General features: G+C 65.8%; 22 protein-coding genes. 12 read left to right on the plus strand and 10 right to left on the minus strand.

Annotated elements, in window-relative coordinates:
• The gene (gene smc, locus GHK24_RS01310; RefSeq protein WP_153467775.1) at positions 1-3,507 is read right to left on the minus strand and encodes a chromosome segregation protein SMC; all 3,507 of its coding nucleotides are present in this window, start codon (positions 3,505-3,507) and stop codon (positions 1-3) included.
• 152 nt (positions 3,508-3,659) lie between these two features.
• Here smc and queF point away from each other — a divergent pair, with 152 nt between their 5' ends.
• From queF to prmB, 6 genes are all read left to right on the plus strand, one after another.
• A complete protein-coding gene (gene queF, locus GHK24_RS01315) occupies positions 3,660-4,079 on the plus strand; it encodes a preQ(1) synthase (protein WP_153467778.1) in 420 nt (139 codons plus the stop codon).
• Between the two features lie 4 nt (positions 4,080-4,083).
• Complete coding sequence (locus tag GHK24_RS01320) at positions 4,084-4,824, plus strand: UPF0149 family protein (protein ID WP_153467781.1); 741 nt, start codon at positions 4,084-4,086, stop codon at positions 4,822-4,824.
• Between the two features lie 175 nt (positions 4,825-4,999).
• Complete coding sequence (gene dapC, locus GHK24_RS01325) at positions 5,000-6,205, plus strand: succinyldiaminopimelate transaminase (protein WP_340666070.1); 1,206 nt, start codon at positions 5,000-5,002, stop codon at positions 6,203-6,205.
• A 4-nt stretch (positions 6,206-6,209) separates the two neighbouring features.
• On the plus strand, positions 6,210-7,049 hold the full coding sequence (dapD, locus tag GHK24_RS01330; protein ID WP_153467783.1) for a 2,3,4,5-tetrahydropyridine-2,6-dicarboxylate N-succinyltransferase: 840 nt from the start codon (positions 6,210-6,212) through the stop codon (positions 7,047-7,049).
• Positions 7,050-7,127: 78 nt separating this feature from the next.
• Complete coding sequence (dapE, locus tag GHK24_RS01335) at positions 7,128-8,297, plus strand: succinyl-diaminopimelate desuccinylase (protein ID WP_153467786.1); 1,170 nt, start codon at positions 7,128-7,130, stop codon at positions 8,295-8,297.
• Positions 8,290-9,189, plus strand: coding sequence for a 50S ribosomal protein L3 N(5)-glutamine methyltransferase (gene prmB, locus GHK24_RS01340; protein WP_153467789.1), 900 nt, complete (start codon positions 8,290-8,292; stop codon positions 9,187-9,189). The genes dapE and prmB overlap by 8 nt, the downstream gene beginning before the upstream one ends.
• A 20-nt stretch (positions 9,190-9,209) precedes the next feature.
• Here prmB and GHK24_RS01345 read toward each other — a convergent pair whose 3' ends face one another.
• The 3 genes from GHK24_RS01345 to GHK24_RS01355 form a co-directional block, all read right to left on the minus strand.
• Positions 9,210-9,509, minus strand: coding sequence for a hypothetical protein (locus tag GHK24_RS01345; protein ID WP_153467792.1), 300 nt, complete (start codon positions 9,507-9,509; stop codon positions 9,210-9,212).
• 375 nt (positions 9,510-9,884) lie between these two features.
• Positions 9,885-10,409: a DUF6803 family protein gene (locus GHK24_RS01350; protein WP_209022523.1), complete on the minus strand. Its 525-nt coding sequence runs from the start codon at positions 10,407-10,409 to the stop codon at positions 9,885-9,887.
• Between the two features lie 73 nt (positions 10,410-10,482).
• Positions 10,483-10,986: a hypothetical protein gene (locus GHK24_RS01355; RefSeq protein ID WP_153467795.1), complete on the minus strand. Its 504-nt coding sequence runs from the start codon at positions 10,984-10,986 to the stop codon at positions 10,483-10,485.
• Between the two features lie 276 nt (positions 10,987-11,262).
• Between GHK24_RS01355 and GHK24_RS01360 the strand changes: the two genes are divergently transcribed.
• From GHK24_RS01360 to GHK24_RS01370, 3 genes are read left to right on the plus strand one after another with little or no spacing between them, the layout of a single operon-like run.
• Positions 11,263-12,168: a DMT family transporter gene (locus tag GHK24_RS01360; protein WP_228384474.1), complete on the plus strand. Its 906-nt coding sequence runs from the start codon at positions 11,263-11,265 to the stop codon at positions 12,166-12,168.
• A gap of 43 nt (positions 12,169-12,211) precedes the next feature.
• Entirely contained in the window at positions 12,212-12,928 is a 717-nt protein-coding gene (gene ompR, locus GHK24_RS01365; RefSeq protein WP_153467798.1) for an osmolarity response regulator transcription factor OmpR, read from the plus strand.
• Complete coding sequence (locus GHK24_RS01370; protein WP_153467801.1) at positions 12,925-14,286, plus strand: ATP-binding protein; 1,362 nt, start codon at positions 12,925-12,927, stop codon at positions 14,284-14,286. Before ompR ends, GHK24_RS01370 begins: the two co-directional genes overlap by 4 nt.
• 27 nt (positions 14,287-14,313) lie before the next feature.
• Here GHK24_RS01370 and GHK24_RS01375 read toward each other — a convergent pair whose 3' ends face one another.
• Genes GHK24_RS01375 through ispD form a run of 3 tightly spaced genes read right to left on the minus strand, consistent with a single transcriptional unit; the run spans position 14,314 to position 16,772 of the window.
• On the minus strand, positions 14,314-15,525 hold the full coding sequence (locus GHK24_RS01375) for an HD-GYP domain-containing protein (protein WP_153467804.1): 1,212 nt from the start codon (positions 15,523-15,525) through the stop codon (positions 14,314-14,316).
• A 48-nt stretch (positions 15,526-15,573) separates the two neighbouring features.
• Positions 15,574-16,074 carry a 2-C-methyl-D-erythritol 2,4-cyclodiphosphate synthase gene (gene ispF, locus GHK24_RS01380; protein WP_153467807.1) on the minus strand — a complete coding sequence of 167 codons (501 nt, stop codon included), beginning with the start codon at positions 16,072-16,074 and terminating at the stop codon, positions 15,574-15,576.
• On the minus strand, positions 16,071-16,772 hold the full coding sequence (ispD, locus tag GHK24_RS01385) for a 2-C-methyl-D-erythritol 4-phosphate cytidylyltransferase (protein ID WP_153467810.1): 702 nt from the start codon (positions 16,770-16,772) through the stop codon (positions 16,071-16,073). The genes ispF and ispD overlap by 4 nt, the downstream gene beginning before the upstream one ends.
• Before the next feature lie 18 nt (positions 16,773-16,790).
• On the opposite strand from ispD, the gene GHK24_RS01390 reads away from it, so the two are divergent.
• The 3 genes from GHK24_RS01390 (at position 16,791) to GHK24_RS01400 (ending at position 19,202) form a co-directional block, all read left to right on the plus strand.
• The gene (locus tag GHK24_RS01390; RefSeq protein WP_153467813.1) at positions 16,791-18,068 is read left to right on the plus strand and encodes an MgtC/SapB family protein; all 1,278 of its coding nucleotides are present in this window, start codon (positions 16,791-16,793) and stop codon (positions 18,066-18,068) included.
• 3 nt (positions 18,069-18,071) lie between these two features.
• Positions 18,072-18,755: a dienelactone hydrolase family protein gene (locus GHK24_RS01395; protein WP_153467816.1), complete on the plus strand. Its 684-nt coding sequence runs from the start codon at positions 18,072-18,074 to the stop codon at positions 18,753-18,755.
• A gap of 234 nt (positions 18,756-18,989) precedes the next feature.
• Positions 18,990-19,202 (plus strand): YdcH family protein, encoded by a 213-nt coding sequence (locus GHK24_RS01400; RefSeq protein WP_153467819.1) that lies wholly within the window; start codon positions 18,990-18,992, stop codon positions 19,200-19,202.
• Positions 19,203-19,361: 159 nt separating this feature from the next.
• Here the strand turns inward: GHK24_RS01400 and GHK24_RS01405 are convergent, their stop codons facing one another.
• The 3 genes from GHK24_RS01405 to GHK24_RS01415 are packed head-to-tail and all read right to left on the minus strand — an operon-like array spanning position 19,362 to position 21,966.
• The gene (locus tag GHK24_RS01405; RefSeq protein WP_153467822.1) at positions 19,362-20,249 is read right to left on the minus strand and encodes a DMT family transporter; all 888 of its coding nucleotides are present in this window, start codon (positions 20,247-20,249) and stop codon (positions 19,362-19,364) included.
• Positions 20,250-20,304: 55 nt separating this feature from the next.
• A complete protein-coding gene (locus GHK24_RS01410) occupies positions 20,305-21,315 on the minus strand; it encodes an inorganic phosphate transporter (RefSeq protein WP_153467825.1) in 1,011 nt (336 codons plus the stop codon).
• 12 nt (positions 21,316-21,327) lie between these two features.
• The gene (locus GHK24_RS01415; RefSeq protein ID WP_153467828.1) at positions 21,328-21,966 is read right to left on the minus strand and encodes a DUF47 domain-containing protein; all 639 of its coding nucleotides are present in this window, start codon (positions 21,964-21,966) and stop codon (positions 21,328-21,330) included.
• Positions 21,967-22,003: the final 37 nt, after the last annotated feature.

A 22,003-nucleotide genomic window follows, 5' to 3' on the forward strand; every position in this document is an offset into this window, starting at 1 on the left:
CTAGGCAAGCTGTTCGCGCATCCGCAGGGCTTCCTCGATATCGACGTCGACGATGCGTGAGACGCCGGATTCCTGCATGGTGACGCCAACGAGCTGCTGTGCCAGTTCCATGGCGATCTTGTTGTGGCTGATGAAAAGAAACTGCGTCTGCGCCGACATTTCGCGGACGAGATTGCAGAAGCGTTCGGTATTGGTATCGTCGAGCGGGGCATCTACCTCGTCAAGCAGGCAGAACGGCGCTGGATTGAGGCGGAAGATGGCAAACACCAGCGAGATGGCGGTGAGCGCCTTTTCCCCCCCCGACAGCAGGTGGATCGTCGAATTTTTCTTGCCCGGCGGCTGCGCCATCACTTGCACGCCGGCATCGAGAATTTCGTCGCCGGTCATGATCAGGCGCGCCTCGCCGCCACCGAAAAGGCGGGGGAAAAGCTCCCCGAAGCTGCGGTTGACGTTATCGAAAGTACTTTGCAGCAATTCGCGCGTCTCGCGGTCGATGCGGCGGATGGCGTTTTCCAGCGTCGTCAGCGCCTGCGTCAGGTCTTCCGCCTGCGCGTCGAGAAAACCCTTGCGCTCACGCGCCGATTCCAGTTCGTCGAGGGCGGCCAGATTGACGGCGCCGAGGGCGTCGATCGCCTTTTGCAGATTGCCGATGGCCGACTGCAAGGCGCCGGCCCGCGCGCCGGCGAGTTCGGGCAAAAGCGAGCTTTCGTCGGCCGCCGCCTCGGTCAGTTGTGCCGCGAACTGTTCGGCCGCCAGCGCCGCCGCCTGTTCTTTCAGACGCAACTCGCCGATGCGCTCGCGCAAAGGGTCGAGGCTGCGCTCGGTCCCCAGACGCGATTCTTCCAGCTGGCGCTGCTGCGCCGTCGCCGCCTCCTGTGCATCGCGCGCCGCCGCCAGCGCGTGTTCGGCGGCCACGCGGGTGCTCAAGGCTTGCTGCAGGGCGGGTTCGAGGTCATCGGCGTGCTGCGCCTGCGCGCTTTCGGCGCAGCGGGCGAGTTCTTCTTCGACGCGTTCGAGTTGCGTCTGCGCGAGATCCTGTTGCCCGGCGATTTCGTCCTGCTTGTTACGGCACTCTTTCTCGCGGTATTGCGCTTCGCGCAACTCACGCTCGACGGCCGTCACCTGATCGCGCGCATCGCGCCAGGCGCGCTCGGCGCTTTCAAAGGCGATGCGCGACTCTTCCAGGCGCATCTGCGCGTCGTCGAGCTGGGCGCGCTGCTCGTCGAGCGTCTCTTCGGCGATGAAACGACGTTCCTGCTCGGCGTCTTCTTCCGCCGCCATATCGGCCAGGCCGGCGTCGATCTGTGCCTGCCGTTCGCGGTGGCGCTCGATGGCTTGTGCGAGCTTGAGCGACAGCACTTGCAGGGCGTGCGCCTGATCCTGCAATTCGCCTTGTCGCTGGCGGGCGTCCTGCACGGCCTGCTGCGCGTCGGCGAGGCGCGATTCAGACTCTGCCAGCGCCGCTTGCGCGGCTTCGACCGCTGCTTGCCGCGTCTCGATGAGCGCCGCCAGTTCCTCGATTTCGCGTTGCCGTTCGAGCAAACCATGCTCGCCGGCGTCCGGCGCGAAAAAGACGACGGACGAACGACTGACGACATCGCCACTCGGCGTGACGATGCACGCCTTGGCGGACAGCGTATGCCGCTGCGCCAGCGCGCCTGCGAGCGTCTCAGCGGTACCGATGTCAGCCAGCCAGTCGGCAAGGACGTCGGACAACGCCGCGTCGCTGCACGCGATGCGCGCCAACAGGCTCCCGGCCGCGGCGGCCGCAGCCTTGGCCGGCGCCGCCGCCGGCAGGAGCACGGTCAGACGGGCCGGAGGCCGATCCTTGACCCACGCCGGATCGGCCGCCTCGACGGCGATGGCGGAGAGACGCTCGCGCAGCACCGCTTCGACCGCCTGCTCCCAGCCCGCGTCAACACTGAGCAACTGCCAGAGCGGGCGACGCCCCTCCAGGTGATAGCGCCGTAACCAGCCCAGCCGGTCGCCGGCGCCGGCGACGCGCTGTTGCAACTGTTCGAGGGCCGCCCGCCGGGCGCTTGTCTCGGCGCGCTCCTTTTGCGCCAGTTGTACTGCCGCCAGCGCGTTCCGGCGCTGCTGTTCAAGCTGCGGCAATTCCTGCTGCAAGCCAAGAACGGTCTCTTGCGCCTCGGCGACGCGTTCGCCCAGATCGGCCAACTGCGCCTGATGCAGTTCGTATTCGCCGGCATCCGGCGCCGGCAAGGCGGCGCGCTCCTGCACCAGACGGTCACGGCGCGACGCCAACATCAACAGGGCGCGCTGCGCATGGGCGAGATTCGTCTGCTCGACCTGTACGCGTTGCTCGAGGGCCGAGACCGCCGCCCGCTCGCGGCCGACGGCTTCGCGCGCAGCGGCCTGCGTCGCTTCCGCCTGCGGCAGGCGTTCGCACATCGCTTCGACACGCAGGGTTTCTTCTTCGACGCGCGCCACGGCGAGCGCCCCGAGTTCGCGCCAGCGGGCGGCGTCGGCAGTCAGCTTGGCCGCTTGCGCCTGCCAGTGTTCGCGGTCGTCGGTCAGCTGCGCCAGACGGTTTTCAAACTCGCGCGCCGATTCGCGGCGGTGGCGGATTTCGGCTTCCAGCCGCGCGACGTCGGCATTGCTCTCGAAGAGAGTCGCCTGTGCCCGCTGCAAGGTATCGCCCGCCGCGAAGACGGCGTCGCGCGAGGATTCGAGCGTCGCTTCGATCTGCCGCAGGGCCGCCACACGCGCGTCAAGATCAGCGGCGGCACGCGACAACTCGCCCCCCATGCGCTCGCGCTCGCTCTGCGCTTCGTTGCGGCGCAGCAACCAGAGCAGCTGTTGCCGGCGTACCAGATCATCGCTCAGCTGGCGGTACTGCCGCGCCACCGCCGCCTGCGCTTCTAGTCGCTCCATCTGGCCGCCGAGTTCCTGACGGATATCCTCGACACGCAGGAGGTTGTCGCGCGTATCGGCGATGCGGTTCTCCGTCTCGCGCCGGCGCTCCTTGTACTTGGTGACGCCCGCCGCCTCTTCGAGGAAAACGCGCAATTCGTCCGGACGCGCCTCGATGATGCGCGAGATCATGCCCTGACCGATGATGGCGTAGGCACGCGGGCCAAGGCCGGTGCCGAGGAACAGGTCGGTGACGTCCTTGCGCCGCACGTGCAGATTGTTGATGTAATACTCGGACTGCCCGGCGCGCGTCAGCACGCGCTTGACCGACAACTCGGCATACTGCGACCACTGCCCGCCAACGCGGCCGAGCGAGTTGTCGAAGATCATCTCGACCGAGGCGCGCGACACCGGCTTGCGGTCGCCCGAACCGTTGAAAATCACGTCCTGCATCGACTCGCCGCGCAGTTCAGAGGCCTTCGATTCGCCAAGCACCCAACGCACCGCATCCATGACATTCGACTTGCCGCAACCATTGGGCCCAACGACGCCGACCAGCTGCCCCGGCAGGGCGATGGTGGTGGGGTCGACGAAAGATTTGAATCCGGCGAGTTTGAGCTTGGTCAGACGCATGAAGTGAAACGCGCCGACCACTGCGGCGCGCAAAGGGGATGGTGCAAAGAACCCGCAGAAGAAGCCGGCATGACGCGGCATTGGCGCCAAGGGCCGCCTATAATATCACCTCGCCCGCCTGAATCGGGCTCCCTGAACCAGATGGAATCCTCATGAGCACCCAGCCCGCCAAGACCCTCGAAACCTTTCCCAACCCGGCGCCGCACCGCGATTTCCAGATTCACATGGAGATTCCGGAATTCACCTGTCTGTGCCCGAAAACCGGCCAGCCCGATTTCGCCACGCTGACACTCGACTATATTGCCGACGAGCGCTGCGTCGAGTTGAAGAGTCTCAAGCTCTACATCTGGTCCTACCGTAACGAAGGCGCTTTCCACGAAGCCGTCACCAACCGGATTCTCGACGATCTGGTGCAAGCCACCGCGCCGCGCTTCATGCGGCTGACGGCCCGTTTCTACGTCCGTGGCGGCGTTTTCACCAACGTCGTCGCCGAGCATCGCAAACCCGGCTGGCAGCCCGCAGAAAAAATCGAGCTGGCCGAATTCGTCCCGCAATCCAACACCCGAGGCTAAGCCGATGTCCGCCACTCCCCCCCTGAACCCGCTCGGCGACGCCGATTTCGACCGCCTTGAGGCGCTGCTCGAAGACCCCTCCCTGCCCGAACCGATGAGCCTCGACGAAGTGCAGGGCTATCTCTGCGCCGTGCTCTCCGGACCGGAACAACTACCGGAAGCGCAACGTCTGGCCGAAATCCTCGGCAGCGATGACGCCCTCGATACCAACGTCGGACGCGAAGCGGCCGAACTGCTGCGCCGCTACACGGCACAACTGGAAGCCGGGCTCGCCGCCGGCGAAGCGCCAACGCTGCTGCTCTACGCCCGCGACGGCGAAGAAGCGGCGCCCAACGATTTCGCCCCCTGGTGTGAAGCCTATCTTTTCGGCGTCGACGCCTCGCCCGAAGACTGGTTCGAAGCCCTCGAAGCCGAAGCCGATGCCGGCGGCGCCGAAGGCGAAGAAGCCAGCGACGAACTCGACTACCTCGACGAACGCCTGTTCCCGATGATGCTGCTGACCGGCGAAGCCGAAACCGCGGCCCGCGAGCATGGCGAAGAGTGGCCGCAAGGCGAGGAACTCGAAAGCATCGAACGCGAATGCGAAGAGCGCCTGCCCTACGCCGTCGTCGATATCTACCGCTTCTGGCTTGCCAAGCGCGGCATCGCCACCGTTCGCCGCGACGACCCGAAGGTCGGCCGCAACGACCCTTGCCCCTGTGGCAGTGGTAAGAAGTTCAAGCAGTGCTGCGGCGCGGCGGAATAAAACCCAAGCCGCGCGCCGGACGAGCACGCCTCGTCTGACGCTCTCCGACACTGGCGCAGATTCGTCTGCGCCAGTGTCGTTAACGCCCCCTGCTCCGCCGGGCCGTGCGCGAAGTTCGCCGCCTGCGAGCGATGCCCTTTATAATCGGCCGCTTCGCAAAAACCCGATACGCAACGTGAATCCCAACCTGTCCCGCTTGCAACCGTATCCGTTCGAGAAGCTGCGGCAATTGTTCAAGGGCGTTCCCGCGAACCCTCGCTATTCCGAAATCAAGCTCTTCATCGGCGAACCGCAGCATGAGACCCCCTTGTTCATCAAGGACGCCCTGACGGCCGGGCTGAGCGGGCTGGCGAACTACCCGACGACGCTGGGCTGCGCCGATTTGCGGCAAAGCATCGCCGCCTGGATCGAGCGCCGCTACGGCATCGATGAAGTCAATCCCGACACCCAGGTCGTGCCGGTCAACGGCTCGCGGGAGGCACTGTTTTCCTTCTGTCAGGCGGTGATCGACACGACGGCCACGCGCGGCGGCCCGCCGATCGTTGTCTGCCCCAATCCGTTCTACCAGATCTACGAAGGCGCGGCGTTTCTCGCCGGCGCTGAACCGCGCTTTCTCAACACGCTGCCGGATAACGGCTTTGCCTTCGACTTCGGCTCGCTGTCCGAAGCCGAATGGCAGCGCGTGCAACTCTTCTACGTCTGTTCGCCCGGCAATCCGACCGGCAAGGTGCTGAGTCTGGAAGATTGGCACCGGCTCTTCGAGCTTTCCGATCGCTACGGTTTCGTCATCGCCGCCGACGAGTGCTACTCGGAAATCTACTTCGACGAAACGCAGCCCCCCCTCGGCGCGCTGCAAGCCGCGCGGCAACTCGGGCGCGGCTGGGAGCGCCTCGTCATGTTCTCCAGCCTCTCCAAGCGCTCGAATGCACCGGGTCTGCGCTCGGGCTTCGTCGCCGGCGACGCGGCAACGCTGAAGTCCTTCCTGCTGTACCGCACCTACCACGGCTGCGCCATGAGCCCGGCGGTACAGGCTGCCTCCACCGCTGCCTGGCAGGACGAAGCGCATGTGCGCGACAACCGCCGCCGCTACCGCGAGAAATTCGATGCCGTCACGCCGATCCTGGCGCAAGCGATGGGCGCCAGCCAGCCGGATGCGGGCTTCTACTTCTGGGCCAAAACGCCGATCGACGACCGCGAGTTCGCCCGCCGTCTGCTCGCTGAATATAATGTCATGGTGCTTCCGGGCAGTTTTCTTGCGCGCGAAGCCGATGGCGTCAATCCCGGTGCCGGCTTCATCCGCATCGCACTGGTCGCCCCGTTGGCCGAATGTCTCGACGCAGCCGGGCGCATCCACTCCTTCATCACGTCCCTCCAGGAATAACACCATGCCGGAAACCGCCGAAATCCTCGAAATTCGCCAGGTCATCGAAGACGCCTGGGAAAACCGTGCCTCGCTCCAGCCCGGAACGGCCCCGGCCAAGGTCGGCGCGGCCGTCGCCTGGGTGCTGCAAGGCCTCGACGAAGGCAGCCTGCGCGTTGCCGAAAAAATCGACGGCGACTGGTTCACGCACCAGTGGATCAAGAAGGCCGTGCTGCTCTCATTCCGCCTCGAAGACAACACGCTGATCGACGGCGGCGACACGCGCTACTACGACAAAGTACCGAGCAAGTTCGCCGACTACGACGCCGAGAAATTCGCGCGCGGCGGTTTCCGTGTCGTGCCGCCGGCGGCTGCCCGCCGTGGCGCCTTCATCGCCAAGAACGTCGTGCTGATGCCCTCCTACGTGAACATTGGCGCCCGCGTCGATGAAGGCACCATGGTCGACACCTGGGCCACCGTCGGCTCCTGCGCGCAGATCGGCAAGAACGTGCACCTGTCGGGTGGCGTCGGCATCGGTGGCGTGCTCGAACCCATCCAGGCCGGCCCGACCATCATCGAAGACAACTGCTTCATCGGTGCGCGCTCGGAAGTTGTCGAAGGCGTCATCATCGGCGAAGGTTCGGTGATCTCGATGGGCGTCTACATCGGCCAGTCGACGAAGATCTACGACCGCGAAACGGGCGAAATCACCTATGGCCGCGTGCCGCCCGGATCGGTCGTCGTCTCCGGCAACCTGCCGTCGAAGGACGGTAGCTACAGCCTTTACTGTGCAGTGATCGTCAAGAAGGTCGACGCCAAAACGCGCGCCAAGACCGGTATCAACGAACTGCTGCGCGGCGACTGAGCGTCGCTGCCCGGCCCGTTCGCCACGAACGCCCGTCTGCCGCTCCGTCCGCCCACTGCCACCGTGCGCCCGCCGACCATGCCCACGATCTCACCGCCCCCGGCGCGCGTGCAGGACGCCGTGCTGGACCTCGCCGCCGCCCTAATCGCCCGCCCCTCCGTCACCCCCGACGATGCGGGCTGCCAGGAACTGCTCGGCGAGCGTCTGGCGCGTCTTGGCTTTCGTCTCGAAACCATCGAACGCGGTGGCGTGAAAAATCTCTGGGCGCGGCGCGGCACGGCGGCGCCGCTATTCTGCTTTGCCGGTCATACCGACGTCGTACCGAGCGGCCCGGCCGAACACTGGCAGTCGCCGCCGTTTACCCCCACGCAACGCGACGGCCGTCTCTACGGTCGCGGCGCGGCGGACATGAAGAGTTCGCTCGCCGCCTTCGTGATCGCGGCGGAAGAATTCGTCGCCGCCCACCCGCAGCACAGCGGCTCGCTGGCCCTGCTGCTCACCGCCGATGAAGAGGGCGACGCCACCGATGGCACCGTCGCGGTCGTTGACGTGTTGCGTGCCCGTGGCGAGACACCCGATTACTGCCTCGTCGGCGAGCCGACAGCCGTCAGGCAACTCGGCGACACCATCAAGAATGGCCGCCGTGGCTCGCTGTCCGGCCGCCTGACCGTCAAGGGTCTGCAAGGCCACGTCGCCTATCCGCAACTGGCGAAAAACCCGATCCATCTCGGCGCGCCGGCGATCGCCGAACTGGCGAGTACGGTATGGGACGATGGCGACGACTATTTCCCGCCGACGACCTGGCAAATCTCGAACATCCACGCCGGCAATGGCGCCAACAATGTCATCCCCGGCCACGTCGACATCCTCTTCAACTTCCGCTTTGCGGCCGTGAGTACGCCGGAGAGCCTGCAAGCGCGGCTCGAAGCGCTGCTCGCGCGGCATGGTCTTGAGTTCTCGATCCAGTGGACGCTCGGCGCCCGCCCATTCATCACCGGACGCGGCGCGCTGGTCGACGCGGCGCTCGCCGCCATCAACGCCGAAACGGGCCTCGCCGCCGAACTCTCCACCTCCGGCGGCACCTCCGACGGCCGCTTCCTCGCCGAAATCTGCCCGCAAGTGATCGAACTCGGGCCGGTCAACGAGAGCATTCACAAAATCGACGAACACGTCAGCATCGCCGACCTGCCCCGTCTGGCGGCCATCTACCGACGCTTACTGGAAACATTGCTCCCCGACCATGTTTGACGACGCCCGCCAAGAACTCTGCACGCTGCGCGACCTGTTGCGCTTCACCGTCAGCCGCTTCAACGAAGCCAATCTGTTTTTCGGCCACGGCAGCGATAACGCCTGGGACGAAGCGGTCTACCTGCTGCTACACGCCCTGCACCTGCCGCTCGACCGTCTCGAGCCCTTCCTCGACGCCCGCCTGACGGCGCAAGAACGCGAGCAGGCGCTGGCGCTGATCGAGCGCCGCGTCAAGGAACGCCTGCCAGCCGCCTATCTGACGCGGGAAGCGTGGCTCGGCGAACACCGCTTTTACGTCGACGAGCGCGTCATCGTGCCGCGCTCCTTCATCGCCGAACTGCTCGACGAGCAACTGAGCCCCTGGATCGACGATCCGTGGGCCGTCAGCGACGTGCTCGATCTATGCACCGGCTCGGGGTGTCTGGCCATCCTCGCCGCTCTGGCCTTCCCGGAAGCGGCCGTCGACGCCATCGACATCTCGCCGGATGCGCTGGCCGTCGCCGAGCGCAATGTTGCCGACTACGAACTCGGCGAACGCGTCCGCCTCGTCCGCTCTGACTTGCTGAGCGAGGTCAAGGCGCGGCGCTACGACGTGATCATCTCCAACCCGCCCTACGTCGACGCCGCCGCCATGCGCGCGCTGCCCGCCGAGTACCGCTGCGAGCCAGCGCTGGCGCTGGCTTCCGGCGAGGACGGACTGGACATCGTCCGCACGCTCTTGCGCGAGGCGCACAAGCACCTCAAACCGGACGGGCTGCTGGTCGTCGAGATCGGCCATCAGCGGGAAGTTCTCGAAGCCGCCTTTCCGCAACTGCCGTTTACCTGGCTCGACACGCACGCCGGCGATCAGTACGTCTTCCTGCTGCGCCGCGAGGAATTGCCGGGCGCCTAGAGCGGCGGCGCCGAGAACGATCAGCGGCGCGGACCGTAAAGGTCGCGCCCTGCCTCGTGCACATCGCGCCGCAACTGCCGGCGCTCTTCCGACGAAAAATGCAGCGAGCGCGCCGCGCCGGGTGAATCGCCGGCGCCCGTTGGCGGCATGCGCCGCGTAACATCCGGCGCCGTTTCGCGGGAACGAGGGGAAGGCGCCGCCTCCGTGTCGCCCCGACCGTCACGCCAGCTGCTGTCGCCACTGGCAGCATTCTGCCGCGCTCCGGCGAAGGGATCGGCCTGAGCCGCCGTCAGCGTGGCAAGAAAGACGGTGAGGCCCACGGTCAGCCCCGCCGGCAACGTCGCCCAGCACAGCCCACCGCGAATCGGTCGCTCCCCGTGCGGCGCTGCGGCATTCCTGTCTGTGGCTCTACCCGGCAACAACATTCCGACACCCTCTGTTTTCCTGAAGCGAAGGCCGCGAAAGGCCCGCGACGCCTGCGCATTTTGCCTCGCTTCCCCCAGTGGAGGAACCGCCGGCACAAAGTTTTACGCTTCGCCACATCCGTTCGCGCACCGCCGCATCCCGGCGAGAACGGCGGGCGAGAGGCGCCGATTGGCGTACGGACAAAGACGGGTGACGCGTGGCGAATGGCAGGCAAACGAGGGGCGACCGCCACCGGCAAAACTGCTGCCGGGGCGGCGCCCTCACCTCATTTAGTGCTGATGATGATGCATCGTCGACATGTCCATTTCCTCTTGCACGATGGGCTCAGACGCCATCAGCAGGCGCGGATCGAGCATGCCGAAAATCATCGCCACGTGCGCGACGACGAGGAAAATGGCGACGAAAACCGCGTGCCGCCGCAAACGCCCATCCTCCGTCAAACCACGTCCAATCACGCCCAGATCGAGCAGGGCCAAACCCAGCAGGGGAACGACACCGGCCAGATAGGCGCCGACGGCGATCACATCGGCAGCCCCGCGCCATTCGCCGGCAAGCGTCAGTGGAAGCACCGCGTGCTGGACGAGATAGACGAATACGCCCGAAAAATAGAGCCCACCGACGATGCTCGCGGCGCGGTTGATGGCGCGTAAGGGACCACTGCGCACGCGCGAAAAAAGGATGAACAGCTCGGTCACGGCCACCGTTTCCGCAAGGACGACGGGAATCGCCATGAACAGGATCAGGTTCCAGGGTTGGTTGTCGGCCAGCAAGGCCATGTAGTGCGTCATGTACATCGTGAATCTCCTGAAGACGAGTCGATACCCTCCAGGCCAACGGGCGCGGAGAACAAAAAAACCGAATCAGACTTCAGGCGATGGGAGGGGGATGGTCGGGTGGCGCCAGCCAAGCGAGGACGCTGACCGGCCGCGAGACGGGCGACTCGCTGCGGGCGCCGCCATCGACCACAAGCGGCGCCGGCAGCAACAAGGGCGCGCCCGCCAGATCGCAGTGGAACTGACAGGCCTTGCCGTTCGTGCTGGCGCGGCCATCGGACGCAGCGTTGGCCATGTTAGGCACCTGGGCAGAGCCGATAGCCGCATCCTTGCTGAGGGCCTGCGCGCAAGCCGCGTGTTCGCCCGCCTGTGCCGCAGAGGCTCCGTGCACCATCTGCACAGCGACATGGATCGGCGAAGACGCAGGCAAAGAAGGCAGCGACGACGGCAACACCACCCCCCGCGCCACGAGCAGAATTGCCAGCAACGACAAGGCGAAGGCGCGCCCCGCCGATGGCCGACGCAGCGGCGCAAGCGCTGCCGCAAAGCGGGGCAGTCGTGGCAATCGGGGCAGGCAAAAAGTGCGCGGCAGGTTCATGGCGCAGCCAGTGTAGCCGCCGTGGAGAGGAAGACCAAGCGCGCCCTGCTCGCCCGCCAGCACGTTGAAGCGGAAACAGAAGCCCCCGCGGCAGCCGGCGAAACGTCAGCGCATCGCGCCGAATGGGCAAAGCCGGCATCGCCATGGGACGCCAGCGCCGGCTCAACAGCAGAGGCAAGAGCCGAAGCGACAGGCGACGCGACACACAACGCGAAAAGCGACGCACACGAGCAGAAAGCGTAGACTAACCGCCCCCTCGCTCACTGCCCCCCCGTTTTGGACAAAACCTTCGACCGACTGCCACGTACCGGCCTGATCCTTCTCGCCGCCATTACCTTGGGCTGGGGACTCAACTGGCCGGTGATGAAGATCGTCCTCAGTGAGGTGCCGCCGCTTTCCTTCCGTGGCAGCTGCCTGTTTCTGGGCGGCGTTGGCATGCTCGCCATCGCTCACTTTTCCGGCCAGGGCGTGCGCATCCCGCGTGGTCGCCTGCCGGCCATGCTGCTGCTGACGCTCTTCAATATCGTCGGCTGGAATGTGCTCGCCATCTACGGCGTCAGCCTGCTCTCCTCCGGTCGCGCCGCCCTGCTTGGCTACACCATGCCGCTGTGGGGCGTCCTGCTCTCTGCCTGGCTGCTCGGCGAGCGCCTCGACAGGCGGCGGCTGGCCGGACTGGGACTGGGTCTGACCGGCGTGGTTTTCCTCATGGGTGATGGTGTAGCGCTCTTTCGCGCGGCGCCAGCCGGCGCACTCTGCATGCTCGGTGCAGCGTTCAGCTGGGCGCTGGGCGTCGTGCTGCTCAAGCGCCTGCCGCTCGGCATGCCCGCCGCCGCGCTCACTGGCTGGATGATGCTGCTCGGCAGTCTGCCCATGCTGCTGGTCGCCGGCGTCTTCGAGTGGCCGCGGCTGCACATTCCAAGCCTTTGGCCGGCGCTCGGGCTCGTTTATAACGTCCTCGTCGCCTTCATGTTCTGCTACTGGGCGTGGAATCGCATCGTCCTGATGGTACCCGTCAGCGTCTCGTCGCTCTCCTCGCTGGCGACGCCGCTGATCGGTGTACTCGGTGGCATGCTGATCCTCGGCGAACGCCCCGGCTGGCATGAAGGCGTAGCCGCCCTGTGCATTCTCGGCGCCATCGCCTGCGTTTCGCTCGCACAGCGCCCCGGCACCAAGGCGCCCTAGCCCCCTCTTTCTTCGCATCGCCGATTACGGGTAGCATTCGCGCATGAGCGAACTGAAAATTCTCGTCGTCGACGACGACCAACGCCTGCGCGAACTGCTGCAGCGCTACCTTGGCGAACAAGGCTTTGTGGTGCGCACCGCCGAATGCGCCAAGAGCATGGATCAGCGCCTCGACCGTGAGCGCTTCGACCTCATCGTGCTCGACCTGATGCTGCCGGGCGAGGATGGCTTGTCGATCTGCCGCCGCCTGCGCGCCGCCGATCCGCAGCAAGCGGTAATCATGCTGACCGCACGCGGTGACGAGGTCGACCGCATCGTCGGTCTCGAAATGGGCGCCGATGACTACCTGCCCAAACCCTTCAATCCGCGTGAGCTGGTCGCACGCATCAACGCCGTGCAGCGGCGACGCGGCGCGACACCGCCGGGCGCCCCGATTGCCGATGTCTCGCACATTGCCTTTGGCGGAGTCGAAGTCGACTTTGCTGCCCGCACGCTGCGCCGTGGCGAGGAAACGATTGCACTGACGACCGGCGAATTCGCCGTCCTGCGGGCGCTCCTGCAAAATCCGCATCAGCCGCTCTCGCGCAACCGCCTGATGACGCTGGCACGCGGGCGCGAGCAAGGGCCGTTCGACCGTACCATCGACGTACAGATCTCGCGCCTGCGCAAACTCATCGAACCCGACCCCGCGCAGCCACGCTATCTGCAAACCGTCTGGGGGCACGGCTACGTCTTCGTACCGGATACGGCGCCGGCATGAACCGCCTGCCGCGCACCTTGCTGGCGCGCACCTTCCTGCTGATCAGTCTGCTGCTGTCCATCGCCGTCGCCTCGTGGCTGGGACTCTTTGCCTTGTCGGAAAAGCTGCCACGTGCGCAGCAACTGGCGCAACTCGTCGTTAGCGTCGTCAATCTGACACGCGCCGCGCTGGTGGCCGCCGAACCCTCGCGCCGCCACGCCTTGTTGCGCGAGATGGACGAACGCGAAGGCGTCCGCGTCCTGCCGGTCGAAGCGACCGACCGCGTCGAACCGCCCTCCGATAGCCGCTTCCAGACGCGCATGCGCAGCATCGTCACCGCCTCGCTCGGCGCCGACACGCGCTTTGCCAGCGTCGTGAATGGCCAGCGGGGCATCTGGGTGAGCTTTCACCTCGACCCTTTGCCGTCCGCCGCACCAACTGGCGCCAACACGGAGGATGAATTCTGGCTGATGTTGCCCGGCTCGCGCGCCGAGCACGACTTCCCGTGGCATTGGGTGATCTGGGCCGTTCTGGTACTTGGGCTGGCGCTGGCGGTCGCCTGGCTGATCGTCTCGCGCGTCACCGAACCCTTGCGCGCGCTCGCCCGCGCTGCCCGCGAACTTGGCCGCGGCCAGCGTCCGGCGGCGCTGCCCGAGCGCGGCTCGCTGGAATTGCAGCAACTCGCCGAAGCCTTCAACCGCATGTCGGAAGACCTACATCGCATCGATGCCGAACGCGCCGAAACGCTCGCCGGCATTTCGCACGACCTGCGCACCCCGCTGGCGCGGCTGCGGCTGGATACCGAACTGTCGGTGAGCGACAGCGTGGCCCGCGCCGCCATGTCCGCCGACATCGAGCAGATGGATACGGTCATCGCTCAGTTTCTCGAATTTGCGCGCGGCGAAAGCGAAGCCTTGCAGCACGATGGAGAAATCAACATGCTCGCCGTCGAAGCGGCGGCGCGCGCCCGGCGGGCGGGCATCTCGCTCGCGTATTTCCCCGGCGAACTGCCGCCGGGGCCGCTCTATCCGCATGCGCTGTCACGCGCTATCGACAACCTGCTCGATAACGCGCGCAAATACGCCGGCGGTGAAATCGAGCTGCATACCCGTCTCGACCGCACCGGCGAGCGTCTGATCGAAGTCATGGACCGCGGCCCGGGCATTCCCGAGAGCGAAAGCGAACGCCTCAAACGCCCCTTCACGCGCATGGAAAACGCCCGCTCGAATGCCGGCGGCGCTGGACTCGGACTCGCCATCGTCGAGCGCATCGCCCACCTGCATGGCGGCCAGCTGGAATTGCGTGCGCGTCCCGGCGGCGGACTGATTGCCTGCCTGCGCCTGCCGGGCGTCACGCCGCCCGACACCGCGCGGCGCTAAACTCCCGCCGCGCCCGGCACGCCAAGCTCAGAGAAAACGGTCGACATCGACCTTCCAGCGCGCCGGCGACTCGTGACTGACGATGCGGTCGCCACCGCCCGTCCCGAGCGGCCGTGAGAGATCGACGTCGTCCGGCGCCAGATAGTGGTTGTGCCGGATGTCGAACATCACGCGCACCACCGGCGTCAGCAGACTCGACTCGCGCTGTTCGATGACCACGCCCAACCGCTCGCTCTCCAGCCGCACCAGCGTTCCAACGGGGTAGATGCCGACGCTGCGCACGAAGCGCTGCACGAGCTGCGGGTCGAAATGGTGACCGCTCCATTCAAAAAGCTTGCGGATCGCTTCGGCCGGGCTTAACGGAACGTGATAGCAACGCTCCGAGCTGATCGCGTCATAGACGTCGACAATCGCCGACATGCGCCCGACGAGGTCGATCGTCTCGCCCTTGATGCCGCGCGGGTAGCCGCTCCCGTCGTAGCACTCGTGGTGCAACTCCAGCGGCGCAAAGGTGAGCGGCGGAATGCCGGGCATCTGCCGCAGCAGATCCGAGCCGAGAACCACGTGCGATTTGACGAGCGTGAATTCCTCCGGCGACAGCCGCGTCGTCTTGTTAAGGACGGCAGCGCTGACGCGTGCCTTGCCAATATCGTGCAAGAGACCGCCCAAGGCGATGTCGTGAATGTCGCCCATGTCCATGCCGACATCGCGTGCGAAGGCGGCAAGCATGGCGCAGACGGACACCGAATGCAGATAGGTGTAGTCGTCGACATTCTTCAGCCGGCGCAGGCTCATCATGGCGTTGCCGTTGCGCAGCACCGACGCGGCGATCTTTTCGACGGCGGACTTCGCCGATTCGATCTCCAGCTGGCGACCGAGACGGGCGTCTTCCATGACGTTGCGGATCACCCGCGTTCCCTCGCCGAAGGCGTTGCGCGCACGCGCCAGCTCTTCGGCCAGTGCGCTGCGCCGCTCGGCGGGCGGCGTTACCTGATCGAGCTGGCGAATCTGCTGCTCGGTGTCGACGGCGGCTTCTTCGCGCGTCGGCGCATCGACGTCGAGACCGCGCGAGGTATCGATGAAAAGCTCGCGGATGCCAGCAGCGAAGACGCGGCGCAGGTCTTCTTCCACCGCCAGTTTCATGCTGTTGAGCGCAAAAGGATGGTCGAGCCAGCCGGCGTTGAAGTCGTGCACGAACATGCCAACCCGCAGCTGTCCGACGGAAACCTTTTTGATCATCGGCGGCGACATCCCGCAGCGATGCGGCCAGCCAACGAGCGCGTAGTCTCAGTCATTGCCGACCTGTTCGATCAGCGCCACGGCCTCGACGGCGACGCCTTCCTCACGTCCGACAAAGCCCATACGCTCGGCAGTTTTCGCCTTGACGTTGATCGCCGTGCTATCGACCTGCAAATCAGCCGCCAGGTTGGCGATCATCGCCGGCACATGCGGCGCCATTTTCGGCCGCTGAATGATGACGGTGGCGTCGACATTGACGACGCGCCAGCCCGCTGCCGCCAGCAGGTCGACGGCGCCGCGCAGCAGGACGCGGCTGTCAGCACCGCGATAGCGTTCGTCGGTGTCGGGAAAATGGCGACCGATATCGCCCATGCCAGCCGCCCCCAGCAAGGCGTCGGTGATCGCATGCAGGAGCGCGTCGGCATCCGAATGGCCGAGCAGGCCCAGCGAGTGAGGAATGGTGACGCCGCCCAGAATGAGCGGCCGTCCTGCGACCAGCGCGTGGCTATCAAAGCCCTGTCCGACGCGCAAACGGGTTCGTGTAGTCATGGAGCGATATCCTCGCGACGGCTTTTCAGAATCATCTCGGCCAACGCCAGATCGGCCGGGAAAGTGACTTTCAGGTTCGACGCATCAGCCCGCACCAGACGCGGCGCATAGCCCGCCGCTTCGATGGCGCCGGCCTCGTCCGTGACATCGGGAAACGCCGCGAGCGAGCGCCGCAGAACGCCGTAGCGGAACATCTGCGGCGTCTGCGCCTGCCACAAGCCGTCGCGCGACAAGGTCGCCTGCACGCGTTGCCCTTCGCCGGCACGCTTGAGCGTATCGGCTACCGGTGCCGCCAGCAGACCGCCGACGGCGTCATCGGCCAGTTCGCGGCAGAGAGCATCCAGCATCGCCGCCGACACGCAGGGGCGCGCCGCGTCGTGCACCAGCACCCAATCGTCGTCGGCAACGGCGGTTTCAGCCGCCGCGAGACCGTTCGCGACGCTTTGCGCGCGCGTTTCGCCACCGCAATAGACCGTTTCCAGCTTCGCGCCGAGCGCTGACCAGTCATACTGCGGCCAATAGCGATCGCCGGGCGAGAGGACGACCCAGACGCGCTCGATTGCCGGGCAACGGCACAAGGCTGCAAGCGTGTGGCGAATCAGGGGGCGCCCGGCGAGAGAAAGATATTGTTTGGGCATTTCCGCGCCAAAGCGCGAACCGCTGCCGGCAGCGGGGACGATTGCATAGTGATGGGCCATCCGTTAATTTTACCGGAAATGAACGCCGAACTTCTCGAACACCCCGGTTTACACGACCTCCCCGGATTACTGGTCAGCCTCGGCGTCGGCCTGTTGATCGGACTGGAGCGCGAACGCAACCCGACCTCGCGCGCCGGTCTGCGCACCTGCGGGCTGGTCGCCACGCTCGGCGCCGTCTGCGCCTTGATCGCGCGGCAGACCGCGGCGCCCTGGATCATCGCCGTCGGACTGCTGATCGTCGGCGTGATGATGATCGCCGCCTACCGCACACATCCGGACAGCGACGACCCCGGTACCACCTCGGTCATCGCCCTGCTGCTCTGCTTCGGCTTCGGCGTGATGATCAACCTTGGCCTGCGCACGCCAGCCGTCATCATGTCGATCCTGACGACGCTGCTGCTCTACTTCAAGCCGGAGTTGCAGAGCCTCTCGAGAAGCCTGACGCGCAACGACCTCAACTCGATCCTGCAGTTTGCCGTCCTCTCGCTGGTCATTCTGCCGGTCCTGCCGAATCTCGACATGGGGCCGTACGCGGCGCTCAACCCGGCACAGATCTGGTGGATGGTCGTTCTCATCTCGGGCGTCAGCCTGACCGGCTATGCGGCCCTGCGCTATTTCGGCCAGCAGCGCGGCGCGCCCCTGCTGGGTATCTTTGGCGGACTGGCGTCGAGCACGGCGACGACCCTGATCTTTTCGCGACACGCCCGCAGCGAGCCGCGTCTTGCCTCGCTGGCGCTGGTGGTCATTCTCATCGCCAATCTGATCGTTCCGCTACGTCTTGGCATGCTGACGGCGGTGGTTCAACCCGGCGTGCTGCCGGCCCTGCTGCCCATTCTCGGCGGCGGCTTTCTCGGCGGCACCCTCGTCGCGTTCTATGCCTGGCGCAGCCTCGAAAACGGCCATGGGCTGCCACAACTCGAACTGCGCAATCCGACCGAGCTGCGCACGGCGATCACCTTCGGCGTGGTCTACGGTCTGGTGCTGATGTGCTCGGCCGCCTTGTCCGACGTCGCTGGCGCCGCCGGTCTGTACGTCGTCGCGCTCATTTCGGGACTCACCGATGTCGATGCCATCACCCTCTCCAGCCTGCGCCTGTTCGGACAGAACAAGCTCGGCGCGGAACAGACCGCCACGGCCATCCTGATCGCGCAGCTCGCCAACCTCTCCTTCAAACTCGGCATCGTCGGCATCGTTGGCGGACGCACGCTGGCCCGCGGCGCGGTGACGGGATTCATCGCCGTCGCCGCCGGATCGCTGGCCGGCTGGGCTCTGCTGCACTTCGCGCAGATTCCCTGACGCATGAGCGAAGAACACGACTCCGCCATCGACCTCCCCGAAGCCAGCGAAACGGACGAACTGCCCGCGTTGCTGCCGGGCGAGTTCCGGCAGCCTGAGGGAGCCCGCGCGCTCATCATCCTGGCGCACGCGGGAGCGGAGACCGCCGTCGAAGAACAGGCCCTCGCCGACGCGCTGCACGAGATCGGGCTGGCGACACTCGTTGTCGACCTCCTGCACGACGACGAAGAGCGTTTTGCCGATCCGAAATTCAACACGCCACAGCTGACTGGGCGTCTCCTCGATCTGATGGATCTGATCCGGCGGCGCGTCAGCGAAGGGCAGTTACCCGACTGGCCGATCGGACTCTACGCCACGGATCACGTCGCCCCCGCTGCCGTGCGCGTTGCCGCGCAACGCGACGCCGAGGTGCTCGCCCTGGTCTGCTGCGGCGGACTGATCGATCTGGCCGGCCTGATGTATCTGCAAGCCTTGCGCGCGCCGCTCCTGCTGCTCGTCGAAGACGATGCACATGTGCGCGAACTGGCCCAGCGCGCTCTGGCCCACATCGACGCGCCCAGCCACTGGCACGCCATCGCCGGCGTTGACTCGCCTCCGCACAGCGCCATCACGCAGGCCGAGATTGGCGCGCTCGGCATTGACTGGTTTTCCCGCCATCTGCCGTCATCGCCCCGGCATGGGAAATAGTCCCCTTTGGGCAGGGCAAAAACACGCAATGACAAGCCGGGCCGCGTTGTTTTTTGGCGGCGGCGCGCCTACCATGCGCTGACGCTCGCCTCCCCGCCAACGGCGCCGCCCCCGGCTCCCGCAACGCGGCATGCCAGCGTTGCCAAACTACCGCACACGTGCGGGAAACCACGCCTGCGTGCCGCGTGTGCCTGCACCTGACCGTGCCAGACCGATTTTCCGGACGCCACTGCAATGACGCTTACCGAAGACGACGCCTGTTTCCTCCGCTCGCGGTTGCACGCTCTGCAAGTTGAACACCGCGATCTCGACTCGGTGATCGAGCACCTGACCATCGCCCCACTGCCCGACGAACTGCTCGTTTGCCGCCTGAAAAAACGCAAGTTGCTTTTGCGCGACCGGATCGAACAACTTGAGCAAATGCTCATCCCCGACATTCCCGCCTGAGCGCAGAAGTCACGGGGAAAACGGTGCGCCTGCCGCTGCGACGAGAAGGCGAAGCGCGCACTAGAGAGCAATACTGTTCCGCCGTTTGCCCCCCACCGCCCCGCCGTCGCGCCGCTCTGCCAACTCGGCCAGCGGTCGTCAAACGTGCCGAAGAAAACCCTAGGTGGCCGGCGCCGGTTCGCGTAGACGCGTCAGCACGGTCACGGCGATGAGGATGATTGCCGCTCCCAGCATCTGGCGCGTACCGACCGTTTCGCCGAGAAAGATGGCCGCCAGCAGCATCGTCACCACGGGTTCCAGCGCCGACACCGTCGACGCGTCGGCCGCGCCGAGACGGGCCATCGCCGCCAGAAAGGCGGCAATCGCCAGCGCCGTCGACAACAGCACAATCGCCGCCACCGCCAGCCAGCCGCCGCCCGTACGCGGCCAGGCCGGCCCCTGCACGGCGACAATCGCACCATAGACCAGAGCCGCCGAGAGCATGACGACGCTGGCACCGGCAATCGGCCCACTCGCGCTGACGCGTTCGCCAACGAGGATATAGCCCGAATAAATGACGGCAGCGCCAACACCCAGCACAAAACCCAGCGGGCTGCCCGCCAGCCCGTCGCCAACAGCAAGCGCCGCACCGATAAGGGCGGCGGCGACGGCGGCCAGACGTGCCGGCGACAGACGCCGCCGCCAGAGCAGCGCCGAGAAGACCGTCACGATCGCCGGATACAGATAGAGGAGCAGCGCCGTCAGTCCGGCGGTGGCATAGCGCAGCGCGGCAAAGTAGCAGAACGCCTGTCCGACGTAGCCAATGGCGCCCATGCCGATCAGCAGCCAGAGATCGCGCCCCTGCGGCCAACGCCAGCCGCCGAGCCGGGTGATCGCAGCCATGACGACGCCCGCCAGCGCGAAGCGCAAGAACAGCAGCGTCGACAGATCGACCCCGTCGGCATAGGCGAAGCGGGCAAAGATCGGCATTGCGCCAAAACCGAGTACCGACAGCAGAACCAGCGCCACGCCGACGAGACGGGTGGAGCCGTGACGCGACGCGCTCATGAGCGCGAGCGCGGCAGACGCCGCCTCAGCTGCCTGCCGCCGTCGCGCCGCGTACTCAGAAGAAGAACCTGCCGAGATACCAGAACACGGCCGCCATCAGTGCGCTACAGGGAATGGTGAGAATCCATGCCCAGACGATGGTGCCGGCAATGCCCCAGCGCACCGCCGACAGCTTGCGCGTCGCGCCGACGCCGACAATGGCGCCGGTGATGGTGTGCGTGGTCGAGACGGGAATACCGAGCGCGGTGGCGAAGAACAGCGTCGCGGCGCCGCCCGTCTGCGCACAGAAGCCGCCGACCGGCCGCAGACGCGTGATCTTCTGGCCCATCAGCTTGATGATGCGCCAGCCACCGAACGCCGTTCCCAGACCAATCGAGGTATAGCAGGCGATGATCACCCACACCGGCGGCGAACTCGGATCGTTCCCGCTCATGCCGGCGGCGATGAGCAGCATCCAGATGATGCCGATCGTCTTCTGCGCGTCGTTACCGCCGTGGCCGAGGGCATACGCCGAGGCCGAGATCAGCTGCAAACGCCGCGACCATTTGTCGACCCGGCGCGGCGTGCTCGTGCGGAATAGCCACGAGACGAGAATCATCATCAGCGTACCGAGCACCATGCCGAGCAAGGGCGAGATGAAGATGAAAGCCACCGTCTTCAGCACGCCCGCCGTCACCAGCGCCCCCGGCCCGGCCTTGACCAGCGCGGCGCCGATCAGACCACCGATCAGCGCATGCGAGGACGAAGACGGAATGCCGTAGTACCAAGTGATGAAATTCCACAGAATGGCGCCGACCAGTGCACCGAAAACGACCGTCTGATCGATGATCGACGGATCGATGGTGCCCTTGCCGACAGTCGCAGCGACGTTGAGGTGAAAAATGAAGATGGCGACGATGTTGCAGAAGGCCGCCATCATGACCGCCGTGTGCGGCTTCAGAACCCGCGTCGACACCACCGTCGCAATCGCATTGGCGGCATCGTGAAAGCCGTTCATGAAGTCGAAGGCGAGCGCCAATACGACGAGAAAGGCTACGGCGCCAAAGCCGATATTTACCGATTCCATGCGTGATGCCGGTCAGGAGTTTTCGAGGACGATGCCTTCGATGATGTTCGCCGCATCCTCGCAGCGATCCGTCACCGTCTCGAGCAACTCGTAGATGGCCTTCAGCTTGATCAACTGACGCACATCCGGCTCGTCGCGGAAAAGGCGCGACATGGCGCCGCGCATGACACGATCGGCGTCGGATTCGAGCCGGTCGATCTCCTCACAGGTCTTGAGAATCGCCGTGCCGTTGTCCATCGACGGCAGCAGGCTGACGGCGTAGCGCACGCGATCACAGCTGGAGACGATGATCTCGGCGAGGTGCGTGGCTTCCGGCGTCGTCCGCCGGATGTCGTAGAGCGTCAGCACCTGGCCGGCGTTCTTGACGAGATCGAGGATGTCGTCGAGACAGTTGATCAGCTTGTGGATCTCGTCCCGGTCGAGCGGCGTGATGAAGGTCTTGTGCAACAAGGCCATCGTCTCGTGGGTGATGCGGTCGGCGCGATTTTCTGCCGCGTCGATCAATTCGAAGTGCTTGGCCGCTTCGCCATCGGCCTTGTTGAGCGAGGCCAGCAAGGCCACCAACGCTTGCGCGCCGAGCATGATCTGGTCAGCGTGCGCGTTGAAAAGATCAAAGAACTTCCCCTCTTGGGGCAACAAACGTCCGAACATGGATTTACTTCAAGAATTTTACCGGCGCGAGTTTATC

The organism is Rhodocyclus gracilis, from assembly GCF_009617575.1.
GTDB classification, from domain to species: domain Bacteria; phylum Pseudomonadota; class Gammaproteobacteria; order Burkholderiales; family Rhodocyclaceae; genus Rhodocyclus; species Rhodocyclus gracilis.